The following is a 22,722-nucleotide window of genomic DNA, read 5'->3' as shown; positions in this document are numbered from 1 at the left end:
ACAAGGCCGATCATGAGCAAGATGAAGATCGCATTCCAGGGCGAACCCGGAGCAAATTCCCACATCGCCATCGTCGAGGCCTATCCCGAGGCCGAACCGATGCCCTGCGCCACCTTCGAGGATGCGCTGTCGGCGATCTCGTCGGGCGAAGCCGAGCTCGGCATGATCCCGATCGAGAACTCGGTCGCCGGCCGCGTCGCCGACATCCATCATTTGCTGCCGGCGTCGGGCCTCTTCATCATCGGCGAATGGTTCTTGCCGGTCCGGCACCAGCTGATGGCGGTGAAGGGGACCAGGCTCGAAGACATCAAGAGCGTCGAGAGCCATGTGCACGCGCTCGGCCAGTGCCGGCGCATCATCCGCAAGCTGGGCATCAAGCCGATCGTTCACGCCGATACCGCCGGCAGCGCCCGCGACATCTCCGAGCGCAAGGACAAGACCGTGGCCGCGATCGCATCGCGCCTCGCCGCAAAGATCTACGGCCTCGACATTCTCGCCGAGGACATCGAGGACGAGGCGCACAACACCACCCGCTTCGTGGTGCTGGCACGCGAGCCGAAATGGGCGCCCCAAGGCGCGGGCCCGCTGGTCACCACTTTTGTGTTCCGGGTGCGCAATTTGCCGGCCGCACTCTACAAGGCGCTCGGTGGCTTTGCGACCAACGGCGTCAACATGACCAAGCTCGAGAGCTACATGGTCGACGGCAACTTCTTCGCCACGCAGTTCTATGCCGACGTCGACGGCCACCCCGACGACAAGGGTCTCGCCTTCGCGATCGAGGAGCTTAAATTCTTCTCGCGCGAATTCCGCATCGTCGGCGTGTATCCGGGACATCCGTTCCGCGCGACGTTCAGCGAGACGCAGGACTGATAGCGTCGTTCCGGGGCGCACGTAGCGCGAACCCGGAACCTCGAGATTCCGGGTTCGATGCGATGCATCGCCCCGGAATAACGGTAACTATTCCGCCTGCTTCACCAATCCGAACGCCTCCGCCAGCAGCGAATACGATTTCTTGCGCGCCTCGTGGTCGTACACAGCGGTGATCACCATCAGCTCGTCCGGCTTGCTGGTGTAGATCAGCGGCTGAAGCTTCTTCTGCACCGTCGCGGGGCTGCCGACGAACAGGCGCGAGCGGTTGCGCAGGATCGAGGTGCGCTCGGCGTCCGTATACGGATAGGCGATCGCCTCCTCGACGCTCGGCAGCGGCAGATATTGACCGCGGTCACGGCGCAACCGGTTGAGGTCGAAGGACGAGGCGAGCCTCTCCGCCTCCTCGTCGGTATCAGCCGCAATGACGGCAACCGCGAGAATGGCATGCGGACTCGCACGCCAGGCCGAGGGCTGAAAACGATTGCGGTAATGGACCATCGCATCGATCGCGTCGTGGGTGGCGAAATGATGGGCGAAGGCGAAGCCCATGCCGACTTGAGCGGCCAGTTCCGAGGAATAATCGCTGGAGCCGAGCAACCAGATCGGCGGCAACCTGGTGTCGTCGGGCATCACGACGACGTTGTTGTAGGGGTGTCCTGCAGGGAATTCGCGGGTCTCCCACAGAATCAGCTCGTGCAGGCGCTCCAGGAAATCGTCGCCCTCGCGCCGATCGAGCCGGCTGCGCAACGCGTAGGCCGTCGCACCATCGGTGCCCGGCGCGCGGCCGAGGCCGAGATCGATCCGGCCGGGAAACAGCGCCTCCAGCATCTTGAAGCGCTCGGCCACCACCAGCGGCGCGTGGTTGGGCAGCATCACGCCGCCGGACCCGACGCGGATGTGCTTCGTCACCGCTGCGATCTGCCCGATCATGACGTCGGGCGCGGGACTCGCGACGGAAGCGAGGTTGTGATGCTCGGCGAGCCAGTAGCGGAGATAGCCGAGTCCGTCGACATGGCGCGCCAGGTCGATGCTGTTGCGCAGCGCCGCGGCGGGCTTGGTGCCTGTCGTAACTACGGAGAGGTCGAGGACTGAGAGCGGGATCATGGCGCATTACCCTAACGAAGGGCCGTGCGGCGGCAATGGCAGGCTGCGCAGGTCAGAGGGTACGGACGGGCGGGTCGTCGCGGAAGATGCCTGTTGGGACAGATTACCTACGTAACGCGGTAACTTCATCGTGCCCACCGGCCAGATTGAGATTTTGAAGGCATTTAAATCTAATAAATTTCTTATAATACAGTGTGTTATGCGAATCGATCGCCCTCCCACAACAAAGGCGGACTGGTATCGAATTTCACATTTTACAGGCTCCAGTGGGCCATTTCCCATCATCGATGGGCTGTCGGCCAAACTGCCTTTGCCCTATCTTAGGCCCTCCCAAGCTAGACCCCGCGGCCGGCGGAAATTGGAGCGAGTGGTGCCATGACTGACGTGACGACGCCTGCGACCGCCGACGGGCACCTGAAGCGGCCTGCGATCTCGTTCGAGTTCTTTCCGCCCAAGACCGAGGAGATGGAGCGTAATCTCTGGGACACCATCAAGCGGCTCGCCCCGCTCGAGCCGAAATTCGTCTCGGTGACCTATGGCGCCGGCGGCTCGACCCGAGAGCGCACCCATTCGACCATCGCGCGCATCCTGAAGGAGACCGCGCTGCTGCCCGCCGCGCATCTGACCTGCGTCGGCGCCTCGCGCGGCGAGATCGACGAGATCGTCGACCGCTATCACGAGGTCGGCGTCCGCCACATCGTGGCCTTGCGCGGTGATCCCGTCGGCGGCATCGGCACGCCCTATGCGAGCCATCCCGACGGCTACCAGAGCTCGGCCGACCTCGTCGCCGGAATCAAGAAGCGGCACGGCGACATCGAAGTCAGCGTGTCGGCCTATCCCGAGAAGCACCCCGAGGCGCGCGACTTCGACGCCGACATCGACACGCTCAAGGCCAAGGTCGATGCGGGTGCGGCGCGCGCGATCACCCAGGTGTTCTTCGACAACGACCTCTACTTCCGCTACCGCGACCGCGTCCGCGCCCGCGGCATCGACATCCCGATCGTGCCGGGCATCATGCCCATGCACAATTTCAAGCAGGCGCGCAATTTCGTCACCCGCGCCGGCACCACCGTGCCGGACTGGTTCGCCGCGAAATTCGACGGCCTCGACGACGATGCCGAGACGCGCAAGCTGGTGGCCGCGACCGTCGCGGCCGGCCAGGTGCAGAAGCTCGCCAAGCACGGCGTCGACACCTTCCACTTCTACACCATGAACCGCGCCGACCTCGTATTCGCGATCAGCCATTTGCTCGGCATTCGCGCCAGGACCGCCCAGAAGGCTGCGTGAGATCAGATGACCGTACCCGTATCCTCCAAGCGAACCGCCCTCCTCGACGCCGCGCGCGAACGCATTCTCGTGCTCGACGGCGCCATGGGCACGATGATCCAGAATCTCCAGCTCGACGAGGCCGCCTTCCGCGGCGAGCGCTTCAGGAATTTCCATCGCGACCTGCGCGGCAACAACGACCTCTTGATCCTGACCCAGCCGCAGGCGATCGAGGACATCCACGCCGCCTATTTGCGCGCCGGCGCCGACATCGTCGCGACCAACACCTTCTCCACGACCTCGATCGCGCAGGCCGATTACGACCTCACCGACATCGTCCACGAGATGGCGCGCGAAGGCGCCCGCCTCGCCGGCAATGCCGCACGGCGCGTCGAAGCCGAAGACGGCAAGCCGCGCTTCGTCGCCGGCGCCATCGGCCCCACCAACCGCACCGCCTCGATCTCGCCGGACGTCTCCAATCCCGGCTACCGCGCCGTCACCTTCGACGATCTGCGCAAGTCCTATGGCGAGCAGATCCGCGGGCTGATCGACGGCGGCGTCGACCTCTTGCTGGTCGAGACCATCTTCGACACGCTCAACGCCAAGGCGGCGCTCTATGCGATCGCCGAGATCACCGAAGAACTCGGCATCGACGTGCCCGTGATGGTGTCGGGCACCATCACCGACAAGTCCGGCCGCCTGCTGTCGGGGCAGATGCCGGAAGCGTTCTGGAACTCGGTGCGGCACGCAAAACCCATCACCATCGGCTTCAACTGCGCGCTCGGCGCCGAGGACCTGCGCGCGCATATCGCCGATATCGGCCGCGTCGCCGACACGCTGGTCTGCGCTTATCCCAATGCCGGCCTGCCCAACGAGTTCGGCCAGTATGACGAGACGCCGGAATACATGGCGCGCCTGATCGGCGAGTTTGCCCGCGACGGCCTCGTCAACATCGTCGGCGGCTGCTGCGGCACCACGCCGGACCATATCGCGGCGATCGCAGCCAGCGTCGCCCCGCACAAGCCGCGCACCGTGCCGGCGATCGAACCTCGCTTAAGGCTCTCCGGCCTCGAGCCGTTCATGCTGACCGACGCAATCCCGTTCGTGAACGTCGGCGAGCGCACCAACGTCACGGGCTCGGCCCGCTTCCGCAAGCTGATCACCGCCGGCGACTACACCGCCGCGCTGCAGGTCGCGCGCGACCAGGTCGAGAACGGCGCGCAGATCATCGACGTCAACATGGACGAGGGCCTGCTCGACTCCGAAGCCGCGATGGTGACCTTCCTCAACCTCGTCGCCGCCGAGCCCGACATCGCCCGCGTCCCCGTCATGGTCGACTCCTCGAAATTCTCGGTGATCGAGGCCGGCCTGAAATGCGTTCAGGGCAAGCCGGTCGTCAACTCGATCTCGATGAAGGAAGGCGAGGAGAAGTTCATCCACGAGGCGCGGATCGCGCGCCGCCACGGCGCGGCCGTGGTGGTGATGGCGTTCGACGAGGCCGGCCAGGCTGACACGTTCGCGCGCAAGACCGAGATCTGCAAGCGCGCCTACGACATCCTGGTGGGCCGCGTCGGCTTACCGCCCGAGGACATCATCTTCGATCCGAACATCTTCGCGATCGCGACCGGCATCGAGGAGCACAACAATTACGGCGTCGACTTCATCGAGGCGACGCGCTGGATCCGGCAGAACCTGCCCGGCGCGCATGTCTCCGGCGGCGTCTCGAATCTCTCGTTCTCGTTCCGCGGCAACGAGCCGGTGCGCGAGGCCATGCACTCGGTGTTCCTGTATCACGCCATCAAGGCCGGCATGGACATGGGCATCGTCAATGCCGGGCAGATGATCGTCTACGACGACATCGATCCGGAGCTGCGCCAGACCTGCGAGGACGTCGTCCTCAATCGCGACCCCGGCGCGTCCGAACGCCTCCTGGCGCTCGCCGAAAAATTCCGCGGCAAGAAGACCGAAAGCAGGGAAGCCGATCTCGCCTGGCGCGAATGGCCGGTGGCGAAGCGGCTGTCGCATTCGCTGGTGCACGGCATCACCGAATTCATCGAGCAGGACACCGAGGAAGCCCGCAAGAACTCCTCGCGTCCGCTGGACGTGATCGAGGGGCCGCTGATGGCCGGCATGAACGTGGTCGGCGACCTCTTCGGCGACGGCAAGATGTTCCTGCCGCAGGTGGTGAAGTCCGCGCGCGTCATGAAGCAGGCGGTTGCCTACCTCATGCCCTTCATGGAGGAGGAGAAGGCGCGCAACCTCGCGAACGGCATCGGCACGGAGGGCTCCTCGTCCGCCGGCAAGATCGTGCTTGCGACGGTGAAGGGCGACGTCCACGACATCGGCAAGAACATCGTCGGCATCGTGCTTCAGTGCAACAATTTCGAGGTCATCGATCTCGGCGTGATGGTGCCGGCCGCCAAGATCGTCGAGACCGTGAAGGCGGAGAAGGCCGACATCGTCGGGCTATCAGGCCTGATCACGCCCTCGCTCGACGAGATGGCGTTCTTCGCCGGCGAACTGCAGCGCGAAGGCCTCAAGCTGCCGCTGCTGATCGGCGGCGCCACCACTAGCCGCGTGCATACCGCCGTGAAGATCGATCCGAGCTATCGCGCCGGTCCCGTCGTGCACGTCAACGACGCCAGCCGCGCGGTCGGCGTCGCGTCCTCGCTGCTCTCGCCCGAGAAGCGCGAGGCCTACGCCGCCGAGGTGCGGGCCGAATACGCCAGGATCTCGGAGGCGCATCTGCGCGCGCAGGCGGACAAGAAGCGCCTGAAGCTGACTGACGCCCGCGCCAACCGCGTGCCGGTCGACTTCTCCAAGAGCAAGCCGGTGAAGCCGACCTTCCTCGGCATCAAGAGTTTTGACGAATACGATCTCGCCGAGCTCGTGCCCTACATCGACTGGACGCCGTTCTTCCAGACCTGGGAGCTCGCGGGCCGCTTCCCCGCCATCCTCGACGATTCCAAGGTCGGCGAGGTCGCGCGCTCGCTCTATGACGATGCGCGCAAGATGCTCGACACCATCGTGAAGGAGAAATGGTTCCGGGCCCGCGCGACGATCGGCTTCTGGCCGGCGAATGCGCAAGGCGACGACATCGTGCTCTATGCCGACGAGAGCCGGACCAAGCCAATTGCGACGCTGCACACGCTGCGCCAGCAGCTCGAGAAGCGCGAGGGCCGCTTCAACGCCGCGCTCGCCGACTTCATCGCGCCCGCGGGCGTGCCCGACTATATCGGCGGCTTCGTCGTCACCGCCGGGATCGGCGAGGATGCCGTTGCCGACCGCTTCAAGATGGCGAACGACGACTACTCCTCGATCCTGTGCAAGGCGCTGGCCGACCGCCTCGCCGAAGCCTTCGCCGAACGCATGCATGCCCGTGTGCGCCGCGAGTTCTGGGCCTATGCGCCGGACGAGGCGCTCTCCAGCGAGGAGCTGATCCTGGAGAAATATCAGGGCATCCGCCCCGCGCCCGGCTATCCCGCCCAACCCGATCACACCGAGAAGGCGACGCTGTTCGAATTGCTCGATGCCGAGGCCACGGCCGGCGTGAAGCTGACCGAGAGCTTTGCGATGTGGCCGGGCTCCTCCGTATCAGGGCTCTATTTCGCGAACCCCGAGAGCTATTATTTCGGCGTCGGCAAGATCGAGCGCGACCAGGTCGAGGACTACGCGGCGCGCAAGGGCATGACGGTGGCGGAGACCGAGCGCTGGCTCGCGCCGGTGCTGAACTACATCCCGTCCCAGCAGGACAAGTCCTTCGCGGCAAAGCCGGCGAACGACGAGATGCCGAAAGACCTCGCCTCGCATCCTCCGGGCTGCACCTGCGCGGTGCACCTCGTCTGGCAGAAGAAGCGCGCGGGGGTGGGTTAGCCGCGTCTCCAAACAAGAACTGCGAAAACAACCCCATGCACAGTAGCGATGGGGTTGAAAAGGCTTGACCTTTTCGGTCTTACCGAAAGCGCGGTTGCGGCGTCGGGCAAAACAGGGGTATTATGGGATCATGGGGTTGTCACGCGCGGTGACGCAAAGGCGGCGGATGTATCCTGTAACCCTCCCACATGCACGGTGCCCATCCTCCCCTGGAGGGTCCGGGACAAGCATAGCTCGCCCGTGGATCGGTTCGCATGCAGCGAAGCGGAATGCGGACCGAGGTGGGGTGACGGTCTGTCCGCGCAGGCACTGCCCGTGCGGAGAGATCACCCCACCCCGCTCGCGCTGCGCGCGATCGACCCTCCCCCTCCAGGGGAGGGTAAGAGGCCTCACCCCTTCGGCGGGGCCAGCGGCTGCACGATCTCCTTGAACGGAGCCAGTGCCTCACAGCGCTCGGCATGCGCCGCCAGCGCCGGATAGCGTGACGCATCGAACAGCTGCGGATGCGCCTCGCGGGTGAAGCGGACGACGCAGGCGACGGCGACGTCGGCATGGCCGATGCGGCCGCCCAGCCAATACGGCGTCGTCACCTTGGCGCGCTCGGCCTCAAGCACCTTCAGAACGTCGCCGATCTGCGCCTGGCAGCGTTCGACCCACAGCGCGAGCTGCTCCTTCCGCAGCACGCGCTCGTAGAGCAGGCTCACCGCCTTGTCGCCGAGGCCGGAGGCGAGCGCGCAGATGCGCAAATGCCTGCGCCGCTCGGCGCCGCCGCGCGGTAGCATCGCCTTTGCCTCGCCGACGAGGTCGTCGAGATAGTCGAGGATGATCATGCTCTCGATCAGCGCCTCGCCGTCGTCGAGCACCAGCGTCGGCACCCGGCGCAGCGGATTGTACGGCGCGATCTTGTCGGCATCGCCGAAGGTCGACCACGGCCTGTGCTCGAAAGCGAGCCCGTAGAACTGCAGCGCAATCGCGACGCGGCGGACGAAGGGGGAATCATATTGGCCGATCAGGAACATGGTTCTCGCTCTTCTAGCGGATCAATCACAGATTGCAGCGCTTCACGGAACGCGCTCAACTCTCGCAGGCAGTTCGACGGTTTGGCCACGCGGAAGAGGCGTTTGATGATCTCTGTTTTGACCAAAGAACAATCGAACAACTTCCCAGGCGCCTTGCATTGACAAGTCACGATTGTATCGTGACTTTTCTCTACTCCGACAGTACTGCAAGGAAGGCGATATGCCAACTCCATTCGATTTTGAGTATGATGTGTTCTTAAGCCACAGCTCAAAAGATAAGCCAATCGTACGCTTGATTGCTGAACGCCTATTTACGCTACTCTCGTTGTTCGGCTGCATCACACAAAGGCATTTTCTCAGGATCGTCTTTGGCGCAACGCTGCCGACTTCAAGACGCTCACCGACAAACAACTTGGATTGAAAATGATGCGGCGCTCAGAAGGGGTTGGCGAGATAGAAGTATATTTTGATCCAACCATCTCATTAGAAGAGAAGATCATCTTCAGCAAATACGTACACGAGCACCTCTCACAGACGGCAACGGAAGTTGCGCGATTTCGGTACTATGTGTGCCCCCATTGCGGAACCTCCGTAGAGAACCGCGATGTGGCAATGCGACGACTGGATCAGTGGGTGAACGGCCAAACGGGAGAAGCAGGAAAAAGGAAGGCTGGCTCTCCAACCATTGTGTGTGCCGAATGCGAAGATCGTGTGCCGCTGTGGGACGAACTAGAGCAGTGCTTTGCAAGTCCGAAGATTCAAAAGGCCGTTCAAGACCTGCAACAAGAGGCGACAATTGTATTGGATAGCGAAAGCAAAGAGCGCGCTCTTGTTGGCGACGTTATTTCGACTGTTGCTTTAGCTGGTCAAATCTGCAGAGAAAAGAATGTTAGTGATCACGGAATTGATATGGAAGTCGAATTCAAGTCGGATGAAGGGGAGGCTACCGGTAAGATAGTTTACCTGCAATTGAAGTCTGGGAACTCTTTTCTCAAGATTCGCAAGAAGGACGGCGCCGAAATATTCAAGATCGAAAAACCGCGCCATGCCGACTATTGGCGAAGCCAACCTTTTCCTGTGTTACTGGTAATTCGTAGTGCGGAGGGTGAAAGTCGCTGGATGGACATTCGGGAGTACTTGCGGCGAGAAAGCGACGGAGGAAGGAAAGTGGTCCGGCAGATCGTTTTCAAAGGCGAACGATTTGACGTTATGAGCGTTCGACGGTGGCGTGACATGGCTTCGATGAATTGAACTATTGTGCGGAGCGTACGTGGTCTTTCGATTTTTCGACCAGCTGGATACGCGGATTGGACACTGGCCTTTGCAGGCCTGGCTATTATCCCTCGTCACTCGCCAGCTCGGCACCACGCAACAAGAATCTCGGAAAGGGAGCATTGCGCAGGCTGCAACGACCCGCGACCGCCTCGCGCTCAAAGACCATACCGGATCGAGCGCTTGATCGCGGCGATCGCGGTCTCGTTGCGCCTGTACATCGTCCATGCTTGATCCGCTTGGCGCGCACCAGCTTGGCTGCCGTCAGCGCCCGCATGTGCTCGCTCAAGGGGGGGGGGGGCGCTGACGCCGAGCTTTTCGGCAATCCGCAGACGCCGTCCTCGACCAGGTCGCCATCCTCAGCAATCCAGCATCTTTTCGCGGAGACAGTCTGGGTTGCTTCGTCGCAAGGGCTGCTCGCAATGACGACGCTGAGGCAGGCGTGTTCTATTCGATGATCGGCACGTGCTTCGCCGCCGTCCGCTGTGCCGTTCCGTCGAGCCGCGGATCATCCGCCACCTCGATCTGGCGGCGGAAGGGGCGGAAGCCGGAGCGCTGGTAGAAGGCAACGGCGGAGGGGTGGTCGAACGTGCAGGTGTGGACCCAGACGCGGCGGATATCGCGCGACCAGGCGCGCTCCAGCGCGCGATTCATCAGGAAGCGGGCGGCGCCTGTGCCGATCAAGCGCGCGGTAACGCCGAAATAGACCAGCTCGCACTGGCCGGGCTCGCGGAAGTCGAGCTCGAGCAAGCCTTCGTCGCAGCCGTCGGCGACCAGGGCATAGACCTCGATGCCGGGCGCGTGGATGGTTGCGGCGAGTTCGGCGTCGCTCATGCGTGGTCGCGAGAACCACAGCCACTCCTCGCCGACGCGGCGGAAGAGATCGCGGTACCAAGGAAGCGCGGGGGCATCGACCTTGCGCAGGGTCCAGGTGCCGGGGGGATCGGCGCGGCGCGCGGGAGGTGCAGTCATCTCCAGATGGGTGACGACCGCGGCGATCTTGCCGGCGGGGACGTCGGAGTAGCCGTCGGGAAGGATCATGGGGCTTGCTCGTTCAGCTCAGGCCCAAGCGGCGGCCATACAATCGGTGTCGTCCCGGCGAACGCCGGGACCCATAACCACGAGTGTAGATTGGTTTGCGCGTTGGAACGACGTGTCCCGTTGACAAAATCTGCTGCGGAGTATGGGTCCCGGCGTTCGCCGGGACGACAGCTTGCTTGCGGATGCGCCTCGTCACGTCGGTCTGAGCGGGAGGGTCTTGGCGGTCGCGCCTACCCCTCCCCCTCGTCGCTCGCGAGCACGCCTTTCACCGCGCGCGCCCAGCCGGCGAGCTTCCGCTCGCGTGTCGCCTGGCTCATGTTCGGCTTGAAGCGGTGCTCGAGACGCCAATTGTCGGCGAATTTGGTCGGCTCGGGATAGACGCCGGCGTTGAGGCCGGCGAGATAGGCGGCCCCTAAGGCCGTGGTCTCCTGGATCACGGGGCGGTCGACCGGGGCGTCGAGCAGATCGGCGAGGCGCTGCATGGTCCAGTCGGAGGCGGTCATGCCGCCGTCGACGCGGAGCACGACGCTGGCGGTTTCCGAGCTCGGCCAGTCCGCGCGCATCGCGGCCCAGAGGTCGTAGGTCTGGTAGCAGACGCTCTCCAGCGCGGCGTGCGCCAGCTCGGCGGGGCCGGTGTTGCGGGTGAGGCCGAACAGCGCGCCGCGCACGCGCGGATTCCAGTAGGGCGCGCCCATGCCGACGAAGGCGGGGACGAGATAGACGCTCTGCATGGAGTCGGATTGATCGGCAAGCGGCCCTGTCTCGGCGGCGTGCTTGATGATGCCGAGGCCGTCACGCAGCCATTGCACCGCCGAGCCCGCGACGAAGATCGAGCCTTCGAGCGCATAGGTGCGTTTTCCGTCGAGCTGGTAGGCCACAGTGGTGAGCAGCTTGTTCTTGGAGACGACAGGCGTGGTGCCGGTGTTGAGCAAGGCAAAGCAGCCGGTGCCGTAGGTGGACTTCATCATGCCCGGGCGGAAGCAGGCCTGGCCGATGGTGGCGGCCTGCTGGTCGCCGGCAATTCCCGAGATCGCGATCGCGCCGCCGAACAAATCGGGCGTGCTCTCGCCGAACCGGGCGGAGGAATCCTTCACCTCGGGCAGCATCGAGCGCGGCACGCCGATGATCTCCAGCAGCTCGTCGTCCCACTGGCCGGTGTGGATGTTGAACAGCAGCGTGCGCGAGGCGTTGGTGGCGTCGGTGGCGTGCACCTTGCCGCCGGTGAGGCGCCAGAGCAGGTAGCAATCGACGGTGCCGAACATGAGTTCGCCGCGCGCGGCGCGGGCGCGCGCACCGGGGACGTGATCGAGGATCCAGGCGACCTTGGTGCCGGAGAAATAGGGATCGATGATCAGGCCGGTCTTCTCAGAGATCACCGGCTCGCGGCCGTCGGCTTTCAGTTTCGCGCAGATGTCGGCGGTGCGGCGGTCCTGCCAGACGATGGCGCGGTGCACGGCCTGGCCGGTGGCACGGTCCCACACCACGGTGGTCTCGCGCTGGTTGGTGATGCCGATCGCAGCGATGTCCTTTGCGCTGATGCCGGCGTGCTCGATCGCCTCGCGGCAGACCATCACGGTCGAGGTCCAGATGTCCTCCGGCTCGTGCTCGACCCAGCCCGAGGCTGGAAAGTGCTGCGGAAATTCCTGCTGCGCTTTGGCAGCAATGGAAATATCGCCGCGAAACACGATCGCGCGCGAGGAGGTGGTGCCCTGGTCGATGGCGAGGACGAAAGACATGTCGGCGTATCCTGGCGTTGTTCCCCGGCGGGGCACGTTGATTGAGCTAGAGAAAACGGGATTGCCGGCAAGAGGTCAAGGCGTACGCGGCAGGCGCTTTCTTACCTCCCCTGGAGGGGGAGGGTCGGATCACATGCAGCGAAGCGGAATGTGATCCGGGGTGGGGTGACGGTCTCGCCACATCCAACACTGCCCGAGTAGAGAGATCACCCCACCCCGCTCGCGCTGCGCGCGATCGACCCTCCCCCTCCAGGGGAGGGTAAGAAAGCGTGCTCCTGAGTTCAGGTTGGCGTTTTCCGGTTGCGGCGGTGCTGGAGGCGCATGGTTTCCGCTTCGCGCGATCCGTAGAGCTCGACATAGATGCGTTCGAGGACCGCGGTGAGGTCGGCGTTGATCTCCGAATTCCAGAAGCGGATGACGCGATAGCCTTCGTTCTCGAGCCAGCGTTGGCGTTCGAGATCGCGTGCGGCCGTGGCGTCTTCGTTGTGGTGGCCGCCATCGAGCTCGATGATGAGGCGCTTCGCCGGGCAGAAGAAGTCGACAACGTAAGGACCAATTGGTGCTTGGCGACGGAAGTGCGAGCCGTCCATGGGAAGGTCTTTGAGAGCACGCCACAACATCCGCTCGTGCGGTGTGGTGTTCTCTCTCAGCTTCTTCGCGGCAGCGCGTCGGATTGATGTCGAGACCATTTGCGTGGCTTCACCCCACCCCGCTCGCGCTTCGCGCGAGCGACCCACGGGCGAGCTACGCTCGTCCCGGACCCCTCCAGGGGAGGGTGAAGTGAAGCGTGCGCGCGGCACAATTGCAAGTGGTGCAGCGCCTACACCGCGGCCGTCGTCACGCCGCCGTCGATGACGATGGTCTGGCCGGTCATGAAGCTCGAGGCGTCGGAGGCGAGGTAGGCGACGGCGCCGGCGATTTCGTCGGGCTCGCCGATGCGGCGCAGCGGGGTGGTGGCGGTGCGGCGCTTGAGGTTGGCTTCGTCTTCCCACAGCGCGCGGGCGAAATCGGTCTTGACGAGGCCGGGCGCGATGCAGTTGACCCGGACGCCCTTCGGGCCCCATTCGCCCGCGAGCGAACGGCACAGCGCGAAATCGGCGGCTTTCGAGATGCCGTAGGCGCCGATCACGGTGGAGCCGCGTAGGCCCCCGATCGAGGAGATGATGATCACGGAGCCGTTGCCGCGCTCGGCCATTTGCGGGATCGCCAGCGCGGAGAGCCAGATGTTGCTCTTGACGTTCGAGCCCATGATCTTGTCGAAGGCTTCATCGGTAATATCGAGGAGCGGGCCGTAATAGGGATTCACCGCGGCGTTGCAGACGAGGATGTCGACCTTACCGTAGTGCTTCGTGGCACCCGCGATCAGCGCCTCGACCTCGTTCTTGCGCGCGATGTTGCAGGGAATGACGGTTGCCTCGCCGCCCGACGCGTTGATGCCATCGGCGACCTCCTTGCAGGCCTCGGCCTTGCGAGAGGAGACCACGACCTTGGCGCCGAGCTTCGCCAGGAGCTCGGCGGAGGAGCGGCCGATGCCGCGGCTGGAGCCTGTGACCACGGCGACCTTGCCGGTGAGATCGAACGGGGTGTTTTTCATTTTTGTTTGAGCTCCCTGTTTCCGTCATGGCCGGGCCCGTCCCGGCCATCCATGTTCTTACCTGCCGGCAAGACGTGGATGCCCGGGACAAGCCCGGGCATGACGATCTTTGTGCGGATGCCGCCTCGCAATGCGACGGCTAGATCAACCCGCCCGCATCGGCGACGCGGCGCTGGTGGTAGTCGGTGTCGCCGAACGTGTTCTCGATCATGGTGAGGCGCTTGAAGTAGTGGCCGATCCTGGCCTCCATGGTCATGCCGATGCCACCGTGGAGCTGGATCGACTGTTGCCCGACGAATTTCAGCGACTTGCCGATCTGCACCTTGGCCGCGGCGATCGCATTCGTGCGCTCCCTGGCGTCCTCGAAATCACCGGCCATGGTCGCGAACATCGACATCGAGCGCGCCTGCTCGGCGGCGACGAACATGTCGGAGGCGCGGTGCTGGAGCGACTGGAACGAGCCGATCGCGACGCCGAACTGCTTGCGCGTCTTGATGTACTCGACCGTGGTCTTGAGCGATTCGTCCATCAGGCCGACCGCCTCGGCGCAGAGCGCGACGCGGGCTTCGTCCACCACGCGCTCGATCAGCGCGAGGGAATCCTCGGGATTGCCGATCACGGCGTCCGGACCGACCTCGACGCCGGTGAAGGTGATGTCGGCGGCGTGCAGGCCGTCCTGGGTCGGATAGCCCTTCCTGCCGACGCCCTTGGCATTCGCGGGCACCAGGAACACGCCGATGCCGCTTTTGTCACGGCGATCGCCCTTGGTGCGCGCGGTGACGATCAACGTGTCGGCGCTCTCGCCGTTGAGCACGACGAACTTCTCGCCGTCGATGACGTAAGCATCGCCCTTCTTCTTCGCGGTCGTCGAGACGTCGAACAGATCGTAGCGCGAGTTCTTCTCGAGCTGGGCGAAGGCGAGCGTCTTGCTGCCGTCGATGATCGAAGGCACGTGCGCCGCCTTCTGCGCATCGGTGCCGGCATGGCGCAGGAAGCCGCCGCCGATCACGACCGTGGCGAGATAAGGCTCCAGCACCAGAGCCTTGCCGAGCGCCTCCATCACGATCATGGTCTCGACGCCGCCGCCGCCGAAGCCGCCATCGGCCTCAGCGAAGGGCAGGCCGAGCAGGCCCTGCTCGGCGAGCTTGAGCCAGACCGCTTTGCTCCAGCCGCCCTTCTCCGCCATGTACTTCTTGCGCTGCTCGAAATCGTAGGAATCGGTCAGCAGGCCGTCGATGCTTTCCTTGAGAAGCCGTTGCTCCTCGGACAGATCAAAATCCATTTTATTCGTTCCTCGTACCCGAAATTATCTGGCTTCGTCATCCCGGGGCGCGCGCAGCGCGAGCCCGGGATCCATACTCCCGATCGTGGTTATGGATTCCGGGCTCGCGACTACGTCGCGCCCCGGAATGACGCCTAGAGCCCCAGCACCGCCTTGGCGATGATGTTGCGCTGGATCTCGTTGGAGCCGCCGTAGATCGAGACCTTGCGGTTGTTGAAGTAGCTCGGCGCGATCTGGGCGGTCCAGTCCATGGCTTCGTTGGAGCCGTCGTCGCCGTGCTCGTCGTAGGGCGCAGCGAACGGGCCGATCACTTCCATCAGCAGCTCGGTGGTGGTCTGCTGGATCTCGGAGCCCTTGATCTTCAGCACCGAGGACGCCGGATTGGGCTTGCCCTTGCCGTGCTTGCCTTCGTCGGCGACGACGCGGAGCTGCGTGAGCTCGAGCGCTTTCAGCTCGATCTCGCAAGCAGTGAGCTTCTCGCGGAACGCCGCGTCCTGGATGATCGGCTTGCCGCCGGATTCGACCTTGGAGGCGAGATCCTTGATGCGGCGGATGCGCTCCTTGGAGACGCCGACGCGGGCGATACCGGTGCGCTCGTTGCCGAGCAGGAATTTGGCGTAGTCCCAGCCCTTGTTCTCCTCGCCGATCAGGTTCTCGATGGGCACCTCGACGTCGTCGAAAAACACTTCGTTGACCTCATGGCCGCCGTCGATGGTCTGGATCGGGCGCACGGTGACGCCCTTCGACTTCATCGAGAACACGATGAAGGAGATGCCCATCTGCTTCTTGGCGTTATTGTCGGTGCGGCAGAGGCAGAAGATCATGTCGGCGTGCTGGGCGAGCGTGGTCCAGGTCTTCTGGCCGTTGATGATCCACTTGTCGCCGCGGCGCTCGGCTTTCGTCTTGAGCGAGGCGAGGTCGGAGCCGGAGCCGGGCTCGGAGAAGCCCTGGCACCACCAATCGTCGACATTGGCGATGCGCGGCAGGTATTTCTTCTTCTGCTCCTCGTTGCCGAAGGTGTAGATGACCGGGCCGACCATGCTGACGCCGAAGGCGAGCGGCTGCGGCGCCGGATGGGCCTGGAGCTCCTCGTTGAAGATGTAATGCTGCACGGCGGTCCAGCCGGTGCCGCCATATTCCTTCGGCCAGTGGCTGACGCCCCAGCCCTTCTTGTTGAGGATGCGCCACCAGGTCACCATCTCGTCCTTGGAGAGATGACGGCCCTCGACCATCTTGCGCCGCGTCTCCGGCGGCACGTTATCGCGGAAGAACTGCCGCACTTCCTCGCGAAACGCCTGCTCTTCCTTCGTGAATGCGAGATCCATCGGATCCTCCTGTGAGCGATTTGTTCTTAACCAGTTCCGCCGTCATTCCGGGATGCGCCGCTTGGCGCAGGCCCGGAATCCATATCTCCGACTGGTGGTTATGGATTCCGGGCTCGCCGCTTCGCGGCGCCCCGGAATGACAGAAACTCCTACTGCAGCACCTCGAACAATCCCGCCGCGCCCATGCCGCCGCCGACGCACATGGTGACGACCGCGTATTTGGCCTTGCGGCGGCGGCCCTCGATCAGGGCGTGGCCGGTGAGCCGCGCGCCCGACATGCCATAGGGATGGCCGACCGCGATCGCGCCGCCATCGACGTTGATCTTCTCGGGGTCGATGCCGAGCTTGTCGCGGCAATACAGCACCTGCACCGCGAAGGCTTCGTTGAGCTCCCACAGGCCGATGTCGTCGACGGTGAGGCCGTGGCGCTTCAGGAGGCGCGGCACGGCGAAGACCGGGCCGATGCCCATCTCGTCCGGCTCGCAGCCGGCGGAGACGAAGCCGCGGAAGATGCCGAGCGGCTTGAGGCCGCGCTTTGCGGCTTCCTTGTCGGTCATGATCACGCAGGCGCTGGCGCCGTCGGAGAGCTGGCTGGCGTTGCCGGCGGTGATGCTGAAGCCGTCGCCGCGCACGGGCTTGAGGCCGGCGAGGCCTTCAGCGGTGGTCTCGGGGCGCGGACCTTCGTCCTGCGACAGCGTGATCTCCTTCATCGAGACCGCGCCGGTGGCCTTGTCGGTGACCGCCATCTGCGTCGCGATCGGCGCGATCTCCTCCTTGAACCTGCCGCCCTGCTGCGCGGCAGCGGTGCGGCGCTGGCTCTCCAGCGAATATTCGTCCTGGCGTTCGCGCGAGATGCCGTAGCGCTTGGCGACGACTTCCGCGGTGTCGATCATGGGCATGTAGACCTCGCCCTTGATCTTGAGCAGCGCCGGGTCCTGGGCGTGGAAGCCGTTCATCTTGTCGTTCTGCACCAGCGAGATCGACTCGCCGCCGCCACCAACCGCGATCTCGACGCCGTCGAACAGCACGGAACGCGCGGCCAGCGCAATCGCCTGAAGACCGGAGGCGCATTGCCGGTCGATCGTGGTGCCGGCGACGGTGACGGGAAGGCCGGCGCGGAGCAGCGCCTTGCGCGCGATGTTGCCGCCGGTCGCGCCCTGCTGGAGGGCGGCGCCCATCACGACATCCTCGATCTCCTTCGGATCGACCTTGGCACGCGCCACGGCCTCGCCAATGGCGTGGCCGAGCAGGGTTGCGCCCTCGGTGGCGTTGAGCGCGCCGCGATAGGCCTTGCCGATCGGGGTGCGGGCGGTGGAAACGATGACGGCGTCGGTCAAGAACGGACTCCTGATACGGTTTGGGTGGATTGTGACGGTTTCTGCTGCTGGCGCAATTCGTGGCGCGACAATTTTCCGACCGGCGTGCGCGGCAGATCGTCGACGAATTCGACCGCGGCCGGCAGCTCGTGCTTGCCGAGCTTGCCGTTGAGCTGCGCGCGCAGCTCGTCGAGCGAGAACGGCTTTGCGCCGGGCTTCAGCTTGATGAAGGCCTTTGCGGCCTCGCCGCGGTACTGGTCGGGGATGCCGAGCACGATCACTTCGTGCACGCCCGATATGGTGTAGATCGCCTGCTCGATCATCTGCGGATAGACGTTGAAGCCGCCGGAGATGATCATGTCCTTCTTGCGGTCAACCAGGAAGAAATAGCCGTCGGTGTCGACATAGCCGATGTCGCCGGTGAGGAAACGGCCGTCGACGAAGGCATCCGTGGATCCTTCCGGCCTGTTCCAATAGCCTTTGGTGACGTTCGGGCCCTTGATGCGGATCTCGCCGACTTCGCCCGGCGGCAGCACGCGCCGGGGATCGTCGAGCGCGACGACGTCGAGCTCGATGCCGGGCAGCGTCAGGCCGATCGAGCCCGGCTTCTCGGGACCGTCGGGCGGATGGCCGGTGCCGGGCGAGCAGGTCTCGGTCATGCCCCAGCCGCTGCGCAGCTTCTTGCCGACCTTGCGCTCGAAGAAATTCGCGATCTCGACCGGCAGCGGCGCGCCGCCGGAACCGATGGTCGCGAGCGAGGAAAAGTCGCGCTTGTCGAGGTCTGGGAGCGCGGCGATCGCGATCCACATCGTCGGCACGCCCGGAAAGTAGGTCGCGCGCTTGACCTCGATGTCGCGCATGACAGCTTCGACGTCGAAGCGCTGATGCAGCGAGATCAGATTGCCGCGGCTGAGCGAGGACAACAGCACGACGGTGAGCGCGTAGATGTGGAACAGCGGCAACACGCAGATCACGCGCTCGATCACATCGCCGCGCGCCGCGCGCGACGGCTTGCCCCAGACGTCGTAGATCGACACCGCCGCGGTGAGATTGCCGTGCGTGAGCATCGCGCCCTTGGGCAGGCCGGTGGTGCCGCCGGTATATTGCAGCAGCGCGACGTCGGCGGCGGTCACTGACGGCCATTGCACCGGCGCGACCGCGCCCTCGACGAAGGTCTTGAAGGTCACGACGCGGGGATCGTCGGGAATTGCCGCCTGCGGCGTGCCGACCTTGCCCCAATGATCGTCCTCGCAGACGACCAGGCGATCGATCAGCCCCTTCTCCAGGAATTTCAGCGCGGTCGGTAGCAAGGCCTGGAGGTTCGAGGTGACGAGCAGGCGCGAGCCGGAATCGGAGACCTTGTGCGTCAGGGCGATCTCGCCGTCGAGCGGCGACAGATGAGCTACGCGGGCGCCCGCCTTCAGCGCGCCGAAGAAATTGACGGGATGGTCCGGCGTGTTGCCGAGGAACAGCGCGACGGAAGAGCTCCTGCCGCAGCCCGCGCGCAGGAACGCGGCCGCCGCGCGCTCGGCCTGAGCTGCGAGATCGGTGTACGTGATCGGGCGGTCGCGGAACTCCAGCGCGGTGCGCGGACCGTAATCCGCGGCGGCTTTCGACAGGAGGTCCGGGAGCGTGCCCTGGACGATGGTGTCGTCCCAACGCACGCCCTCGGGGTAAAACTGTTCGCCGGGATGGGTCATGGAAGCTCGTTACTTTGCACGTAAGGCAGGCACCGGCGGATGGGCTCCCTCCCCCCTTGTGGGGGAGGGCTGGGGAGAGGGGTAGCCACAAACTCGAACCTCGCCCGGAGCCACCCCCCTCCCTGACCCTCCCCCGCAAGGGGGGAGGGAACGGAGAGAGTGTTGCCCGGAGCGCGACATCGCGGCAGCTGCCAATCCAATCACGCCGCCTTCGACGCCGCAGCAAGCGACGCGAACGTCTTGCCTTCGGCGGCGAGCTTCTTCAGCAGCGGTGCGGGCTCGAGGCTGGGGTCGTTGGTCTCCTTGGCGTAGAACGACAGGCGATCGGCGATGTGCTTGAGGCCGACGCTGTCGGCCCAGTACATCGGGCCGCCGCGGTAGATCGGCCAGCCATAGCCGTAGAGCCAGACCACGTCGATGTCGCTAGGACGTGCCGCGATGCCCTCTTCCAGGATCTTCGCGCCCTCGTTGATCATCGGATACATCATGCGCTCGAGGATCTCCTCGTCGCTGACGACGCGCTTCTTACGGCCGAGGCGCAGCAGCGTCTCGTCGATCAGCTTCTCGACCTCGGGGTCGGGCAGCGGCGCGCGGCTGCCTGCTTCGTACTTGTAGTAGCCCTTGCCGGTCTTCTGGCCGAAGCGGCCGGCCTCGCACAGCGCGTCCGCGATCTCCGACTTGATGCCGCGGTCCTTGCGCGAGCGCCAGCCGATGTCGAGGCCGGCGAGATCGCCCATCGCGAACGGGCCCATCGGCATGCCGAACTTGGTGACGACGGCATCGACCTGCTGCGGCAGCGCGCCTTCGAACAGCAGCTTCTCGGACTGCTTGCCGCGCTGGGCCAGCATGCGGTTGCCGACGAAGCCGTCGCAGACGCCGACCACGGCCGGCACCTTGGCGATCTTGCGAGCGATCGTCACGGCGGTGACCAGCGCATCAGGCGCGGTCTTGTCGGCGCGCACGATCTCGCACAGCTTCATGACGTTGGCCGGCGAGAAGAAGTGCATGCCGAGCACGTCCTGCGGACGCTTGGTCGACTTCGCGATCTCGTCGATGTTCAGGTACGAGGTGTTGGAGGCGAGCACGGCGCCCGGCTTGGCGTACTGGTCGAGCTTGCCGAACACCTCCTTCTTCACCGCCATGGTCTCGAACACGGCCTCGATGACGAGGTCGGCATCGCCGACATTCTCGATGCCGACCTTGCCGTCGATCAGCGCCATGCGCTTGGCGGGCGCGTCCGCCGGGATGCCGCCGCGCGCCGCGGTGGCCTCCCAGTTCTTCTGCATGACGCCCATGCCGCGCTTGAGCTGCTCCTCGGCGGTCTCGATCAGGGTGACGGGAATGCCGGCATTGGCGAACGACATCGCGATGCCGCCGCCCATAGTGCCGGCGCCGAGAATGGCGACACGGTTCACGGGGCGCGACTTGGTGCCTTCGGGGACACCCGCGATCTTGGCGGCTTCGCGCTCGGCGAAGAACGCATAGCGCTGCGCCTTGGACTGGTCGCTGGCGACGAGCTTCAGGAAGCCCTCGCGCTCCTTCTTCAACCCTTCGTCGAACGGAAGGTCGATGGCGTAGCCGACGGCATCGGCCGCCGCGAACGGCGCTTCCAGGCCGCGCGACTTCTTGGTCATGGCGGCGACGGCATTGGTGAAGATCGAGCGGTCGGCCTTGGCGGCCGCGATCTTGGAATCGTCGTCGCGCAGGCGGCGCAGCGGGCGCTTCTCGGCCAGCAGCTTGCGAACGAAGGCTTCGCCGCCCGAAGCCGGCCCTTCGACGATCTCCTCGATCAGGCCGTTCTTCAGCGCTTCCGCGGCACCGATCGGATCGCCGCCCACGATCATCTTGACTGCGAGCTCAGGCCCGACCGCGCGCGGCAGGCGCTGGGTTCCGCCGGCGCCCGGCAACAAGCCCAGCTTCACCTCGGGCAGGCCGAGCTTGGCCTCCTTCACCGCGACGCGGAAATGACAGGCGAGTGCGACCTCGAGGCCGCCGCCGAGGGCGGTGCCGTGGATCGCGGCGACGACGGGCTTGGGCGAATTCTCGATCTCGGACAGCACGTCGTTGAGGGCCGGCGGCTTCGGCGGCTTGCCGAATTCGGTGATGTCGGCGCCCGCGATGAAGGTGCGGCCGGCGCAGGTCAGCACGATGCCCTTGATGGCGGGATCGGCGATTGCGGCCTTGATGCATTCCAGAATGCCGCCGCGGACCGCGGCACTCAGCGCATTGACCGGCGGGCTGTTGACCGTGACGATGCCGACCTCGTCATGACGCTCAAGCTTGACCACTTCGCTCACGGTGTCCCTCCTTGGTGGGGATTGCTTTTGTTCGATTTCGCAGTGCGGAATTTAATTCCGCATCTTGACGGCAGGGTTATTTTGAAGCACGGACGTTGTCAACGACTCCGCGCAAGAAGCAGATCAGGGATGAAGCGTACAGGAAAGAAGACTGCGACCGATCGGAATTTCGTCGTCGCGCTTTCCCGCGGACTGGATGTATTGCGCGCGTTCCAACCCAATGACGGCCTGCTCGGCAATCAGGAGATTGCGGCCCGCACCAACCTGCCCAAGCCGACGGTGTCGCGGCTGACCTACACGTTGACCAAGCTCGGCTATCTGACGCCGGTTCCCCGCTTCGAGAAGTACCAGCTCGCACCCGCAGCGATGTCGCTCGGTTATGCGGCGCTGGCCAATCTGGGCGTTCGGCATCTGTCGGAGCCGTTCCGCGAGGAAGTGATGCGCGCGACCGGGGGCGCCGTCGCCGTCGGCGGCCGCGACCGTCACAGCATGATCTATTTCGGGCAGAGCCGCGGCAGCGAGACGGTCGGCGTTCAACTTGACGTCGGCTCGCGCGTGCCGATTGCAACCAGCGCGATGGGCCGCGCCTATTTCTGGGCGCTCGACGACGAGAGCCGCGCTGAAGTGTCGCGCATTCTGCGCGAACATTACGGCAGCCGCTGGCCGAAGATGCGCGAAGGACTGGAGCGTTCCGGCGAAACGGTCGCGAAATACGGCTTTGCGATCTCGGTCGGCGACTGGCACGACGACATCGGCGCGGCCGGCGTCGCGCTCAAGCTCAACGACGGAACCGGACCTTACGCATTCAATTGCGGCGCGCCGGCATTCCGCTTCACGGAAGAGCGTTTGATCAACGACATTGGACCGCGTCTGCTGACGATGGTAAGGAACATCGAAGCGGCGCTCGGGGGTCTGATGCCGCAATCCAAAAAAGACAACAGCAAAAAGCTGAAATCAGGAGGAAAAGTTGCGCGTGTGGCCGAGGGGTTCAGATAGCCTTTGTCATCATAGGGAGCGGTTCGCATCG

At 64.7% G+C, this 22,722-nt stretch carries 16 protein-coding genes; 5 read left to right on the top strand and 11 right to left on the bottom strand.

Going from position 1 to position 22,722, the window contains the following annotated elements:
• Positions 1–12 precede the first annotated feature (12 nt).
• Positions 13–870, top strand: a complete 858-nt coding sequence (locus EDE08_RS28135; RefSeq protein ID WP_061880998.1) for a prephenate dehydratase — start codon at positions 13–15, stop codon at positions 868–870.
• Positions 871–957: 87 nt separating this feature from the next.
• Here the strand turns inward: EDE08_RS28135 and EDE08_RS28130 are convergent, their stop codons facing one another.
• Complete coding sequence (locus tag EDE08_RS28130) at positions 958–1,974, bottom strand: LLM class flavin-dependent oxidoreductase (RefSeq protein WP_131871981.1); 1,017 nt, start codon at positions 1,972–1,974, stop codon at positions 958–960.
• Positions 1,975–2,349: 375 nt separating this feature from the next.
• On the opposite strand from EDE08_RS28130, the gene metF reads away from it, so the two are divergent.
• Together metF and metH are read left to right on the top strand one after the other, a co-directional pair.
• Positions 2,350–3,261: a methylenetetrahydrofolate reductase [NAD(P)H] gene (gene metF, locus EDE08_RS28125; protein WP_131871982.1), complete on the top strand. Its 912-nt coding sequence runs from the start codon at positions 2,350–2,352 to the stop codon at positions 3,259–3,261.
• Between the two features lie 6 nt (positions 3,262–3,267).
• Complete coding sequence (gene metH / locus EDE08_RS28120; RefSeq protein WP_131871983.1) at positions 3,268–7,113, top strand: methionine synthase; 3,846 nt, start codon at positions 3,268–3,270, stop codon at positions 7,111–7,113.
• 389 nt (positions 7,114–7,502) lie between these two features.
• On the opposite strand, the gene EDE08_RS28115 is transcribed toward metH, so the two are convergent.
• On the bottom strand, positions 7,503–8,132 hold the full coding sequence (locus tag EDE08_RS28115) for a glutathione S-transferase family protein (RefSeq protein WP_131871984.1): 630 nt from the start codon (positions 8,130–8,132) through the stop codon (positions 7,503–7,505).
• 423 nt (positions 8,133–8,555) lie between these two features.
• Here EDE08_RS28115 and EDE08_RS28110 point away from each other — a divergent pair, with 423 nt between their 5' ends.
• Positions 8,556–9,383 carry a DUF4365 domain-containing protein gene (locus tag EDE08_RS28110; protein WP_131871985.1) on the top strand — a complete coding sequence of 276 codons (828 nt, stop codon included), beginning with the start codon at positions 8,556–8,558 and terminating at the stop codon, positions 9,381–9,383.
• A gap of 468 nt (positions 9,384–9,851) precedes the next feature.
• Here the strand turns inward: EDE08_RS28110 and EDE08_RS28100 are convergent, their stop codons facing one another.
• The 9 genes from EDE08_RS28100 to EDE08_RS28055 all read right to left on the bottom strand — a co-directional run bounded on the left by EDE08_RS28100 (position 9,852) and on the right by EDE08_RS28055 (position 21,695).
• Positions 9,852–10,445, bottom strand: coding sequence for a GNAT family N-acetyltransferase (locus EDE08_RS28100; protein ID WP_131871986.1), 594 nt, complete (start codon positions 10,443–10,445; stop codon positions 9,852–9,854).
• 230 nt (positions 10,446–10,675) lie between these two features.
• The gene (gene glpK / locus EDE08_RS28095; protein ID WP_131871987.1) at positions 10,676–12,181 is read right to left on the bottom strand and encodes a glycerol kinase GlpK; all 1,506 of its coding nucleotides are present in this window, start codon (positions 12,179–12,181) and stop codon (positions 10,676–10,678) included.
• A gap of 281 nt (positions 12,182–12,462) precedes the next feature.
• Positions 12,463–12,870 carry an endonuclease domain-containing protein gene (locus EDE08_RS28085; RefSeq protein ID WP_131871988.1) on the bottom strand — a complete coding sequence of 136 codons (408 nt, stop codon included), beginning with the start codon at positions 12,868–12,870 and terminating at the stop codon, positions 12,463–12,465.
• Between the two features lie 131 nt (positions 12,871–13,001).
• The gene (locus tag EDE08_RS28080) at positions 13,002–13,775 is read right to left on the bottom strand and encodes an SDR family NAD(P)-dependent oxidoreductase (protein WP_131871989.1); all 774 of its coding nucleotides are present in this window, start codon (positions 13,773–13,775) and stop codon (positions 13,002–13,004) included.
• 139 nt (positions 13,776–13,914) lie between these two features.
• Entirely contained in the window at positions 13,915–15,057 is a 1,143-nt protein-coding gene (gene pimD, locus EDE08_RS28075; RefSeq protein ID WP_131871990.1) for a pimeloyl-CoA dehydrogenase small subunit, read from the bottom strand.
• A 134-nt stretch (positions 15,058–15,191) separates the two neighbouring features.
• A complete protein-coding gene (gene pimC, locus EDE08_RS28070) occupies positions 15,192–16,382 on the bottom strand; it encodes a pimeloyl-CoA dehydrogenase large subunit (protein ID WP_131871991.1) in 1,191 nt (396 codons plus the stop codon).
• Between the two features lie 149 nt (positions 16,383–16,531).
• Positions 16,532–17,719: an acetyl-CoA C-acyltransferase gene (locus EDE08_RS28065; protein ID WP_131871992.1), complete on the bottom strand. Its 1,188-nt coding sequence runs from the start codon at positions 17,717–17,719 to the stop codon at positions 16,532–16,534.
• A complete protein-coding gene (gene pimA / locus EDE08_RS28060; RefSeq protein WP_131871993.1) occupies positions 17,716–19,398 on the bottom strand; it encodes a dicarboxylate--CoA ligase PimA in 1,683 nt (560 codons plus the stop codon). Before pimA ends, EDE08_RS28065 begins: the two co-directional genes overlap by 4 nt.
• Positions 19,399–19,598: 200 nt before the next feature.
• Complete coding sequence (locus EDE08_RS28055; RefSeq protein ID WP_028179416.1) at positions 19,599–21,695, bottom strand: 3-hydroxyacyl-CoA dehydrogenase NAD-binding domain-containing protein; 2,097 nt, start codon at positions 21,693–21,695, stop codon at positions 19,599–19,601.
• 129 nt (positions 21,696–21,824) lie between these two features.
• Between EDE08_RS28055 and EDE08_RS28050 the strand changes: the two genes are divergently transcribed.
• A complete protein-coding gene (locus tag EDE08_RS28050; RefSeq protein WP_165936233.1) occupies positions 21,825–22,691 on the top strand; it encodes an IclR family transcriptional regulator in 867 nt (288 codons plus the stop codon).
• Positions 22,692–22,722 lie beyond the last annotated feature (31 nt).

It is taken from the genome of Bradyrhizobium sp. R2.2-H (genome assembly GCF_004346455.1).
GTDB lineage: Bacteria > Pseudomonadota > Alphaproteobacteria > Rhizobiales > Xanthobacteraceae > Bradyrhizobium > Bradyrhizobium diversitatis.
The sequence above is the reverse complement of the archived record's forward strand: the minus strand, read 5'-3'. Positions and strand labels throughout refer to the sequence as shown.

What these genes read in the sequence shown, in the direction of transcription:
- EDE08_RS28135 (WP_061880998.1), top strand. Translation starts at nt 13, where the DNA reads ATGAGCAAGATGAAGATCGCATTCCAGGGCGAACCCGGAGCAAATTCC.
- EDE08_RS28130 (WP_131871981.1), bottom strand. Translation starts at nt 1,974, where the DNA reads ATGATCCCGCTCTCAGTCCTCGACCTCTCCGTAGTTACGACAGGCACC.
- metF (WP_131871982.1), top strand. Translation starts at nt 2,350, where the DNA reads ATGACTGACGTGACGACGCCTGCGACCGCCGACGGGCACCTGAAGCGG.
- metH (WP_131871983.1), top strand. Translation starts at nt 3,268, where the DNA reads ATGACCGTACCCGTATCCTCCAAGCGAACCGCCCTCCTCGACGCCGCG.
- EDE08_RS28115 (WP_131871984.1), bottom strand. Translation starts at nt 8,132, where the DNA reads ATGTTCCTGATCGGCCAATATGATTCCCCCTTCGTCCGCCGCGTCGCG.
- EDE08_RS28110 (WP_131871985.1), top strand. Translation starts at nt 8,556, where the DNA reads ATGATGCGGCGCTCAGAAGGGGTTGGCGAGATAGAAGTATATTTTGAT.
- EDE08_RS28100 (WP_131871986.1), bottom strand. Translation starts at nt 10,445, where the DNA reads ATGATCCTTCCCGACGGCTACTCCGACGTCCCCGCCGGCAAGATCGCC.
- glpK (WP_131871987.1), bottom strand. Translation starts at nt 12,181, where the DNA reads ATGTCTTTCGTCCTCGCCATCGACCAGGGCACCACCTCCTCGCGCGCG.
- EDE08_RS28085 (WP_131871988.1), bottom strand. Translation starts at nt 12,870, where the DNA reads ATGGTCTCGACATCAATCCGACGCGCTGCCGCGAAGAAGCTGAGAGAG.
- EDE08_RS28080 (WP_131871989.1), bottom strand. Translation starts at nt 13,775, where the DNA reads ATGAAAAACACCCCGTTCGATCTCACCGGCAAGGTCGCCGTGGTCACA.
- pimD (WP_131871990.1), bottom strand. Translation starts at nt 15,057, where the DNA reads ATGGATTTTGATCTGTCCGAGGAGCAACGGCTTCTCAAGGAAAGCATC.
- pimC (WP_131871991.1), bottom strand. Translation starts at nt 16,382, where the DNA reads ATGGATCTCGCATTCACGAAGGAAGAGCAGGCGTTTCGCGAGGAAGTG.
- pimA (WP_131871993.1), bottom strand. Translation starts at nt 19,398, where the DNA reads ATGACCCATCCCGGCGAACAGTTTTACCCCGAGGGCGTGCGTTGGGAC.
- EDE08_RS28050 (WP_165936233.1), top strand. Translation starts at nt 21,825, where the DNA reads ATGAAGCGTACAGGAAAGAAGACTGCGACCGATCGGAATTTCGTCGTC.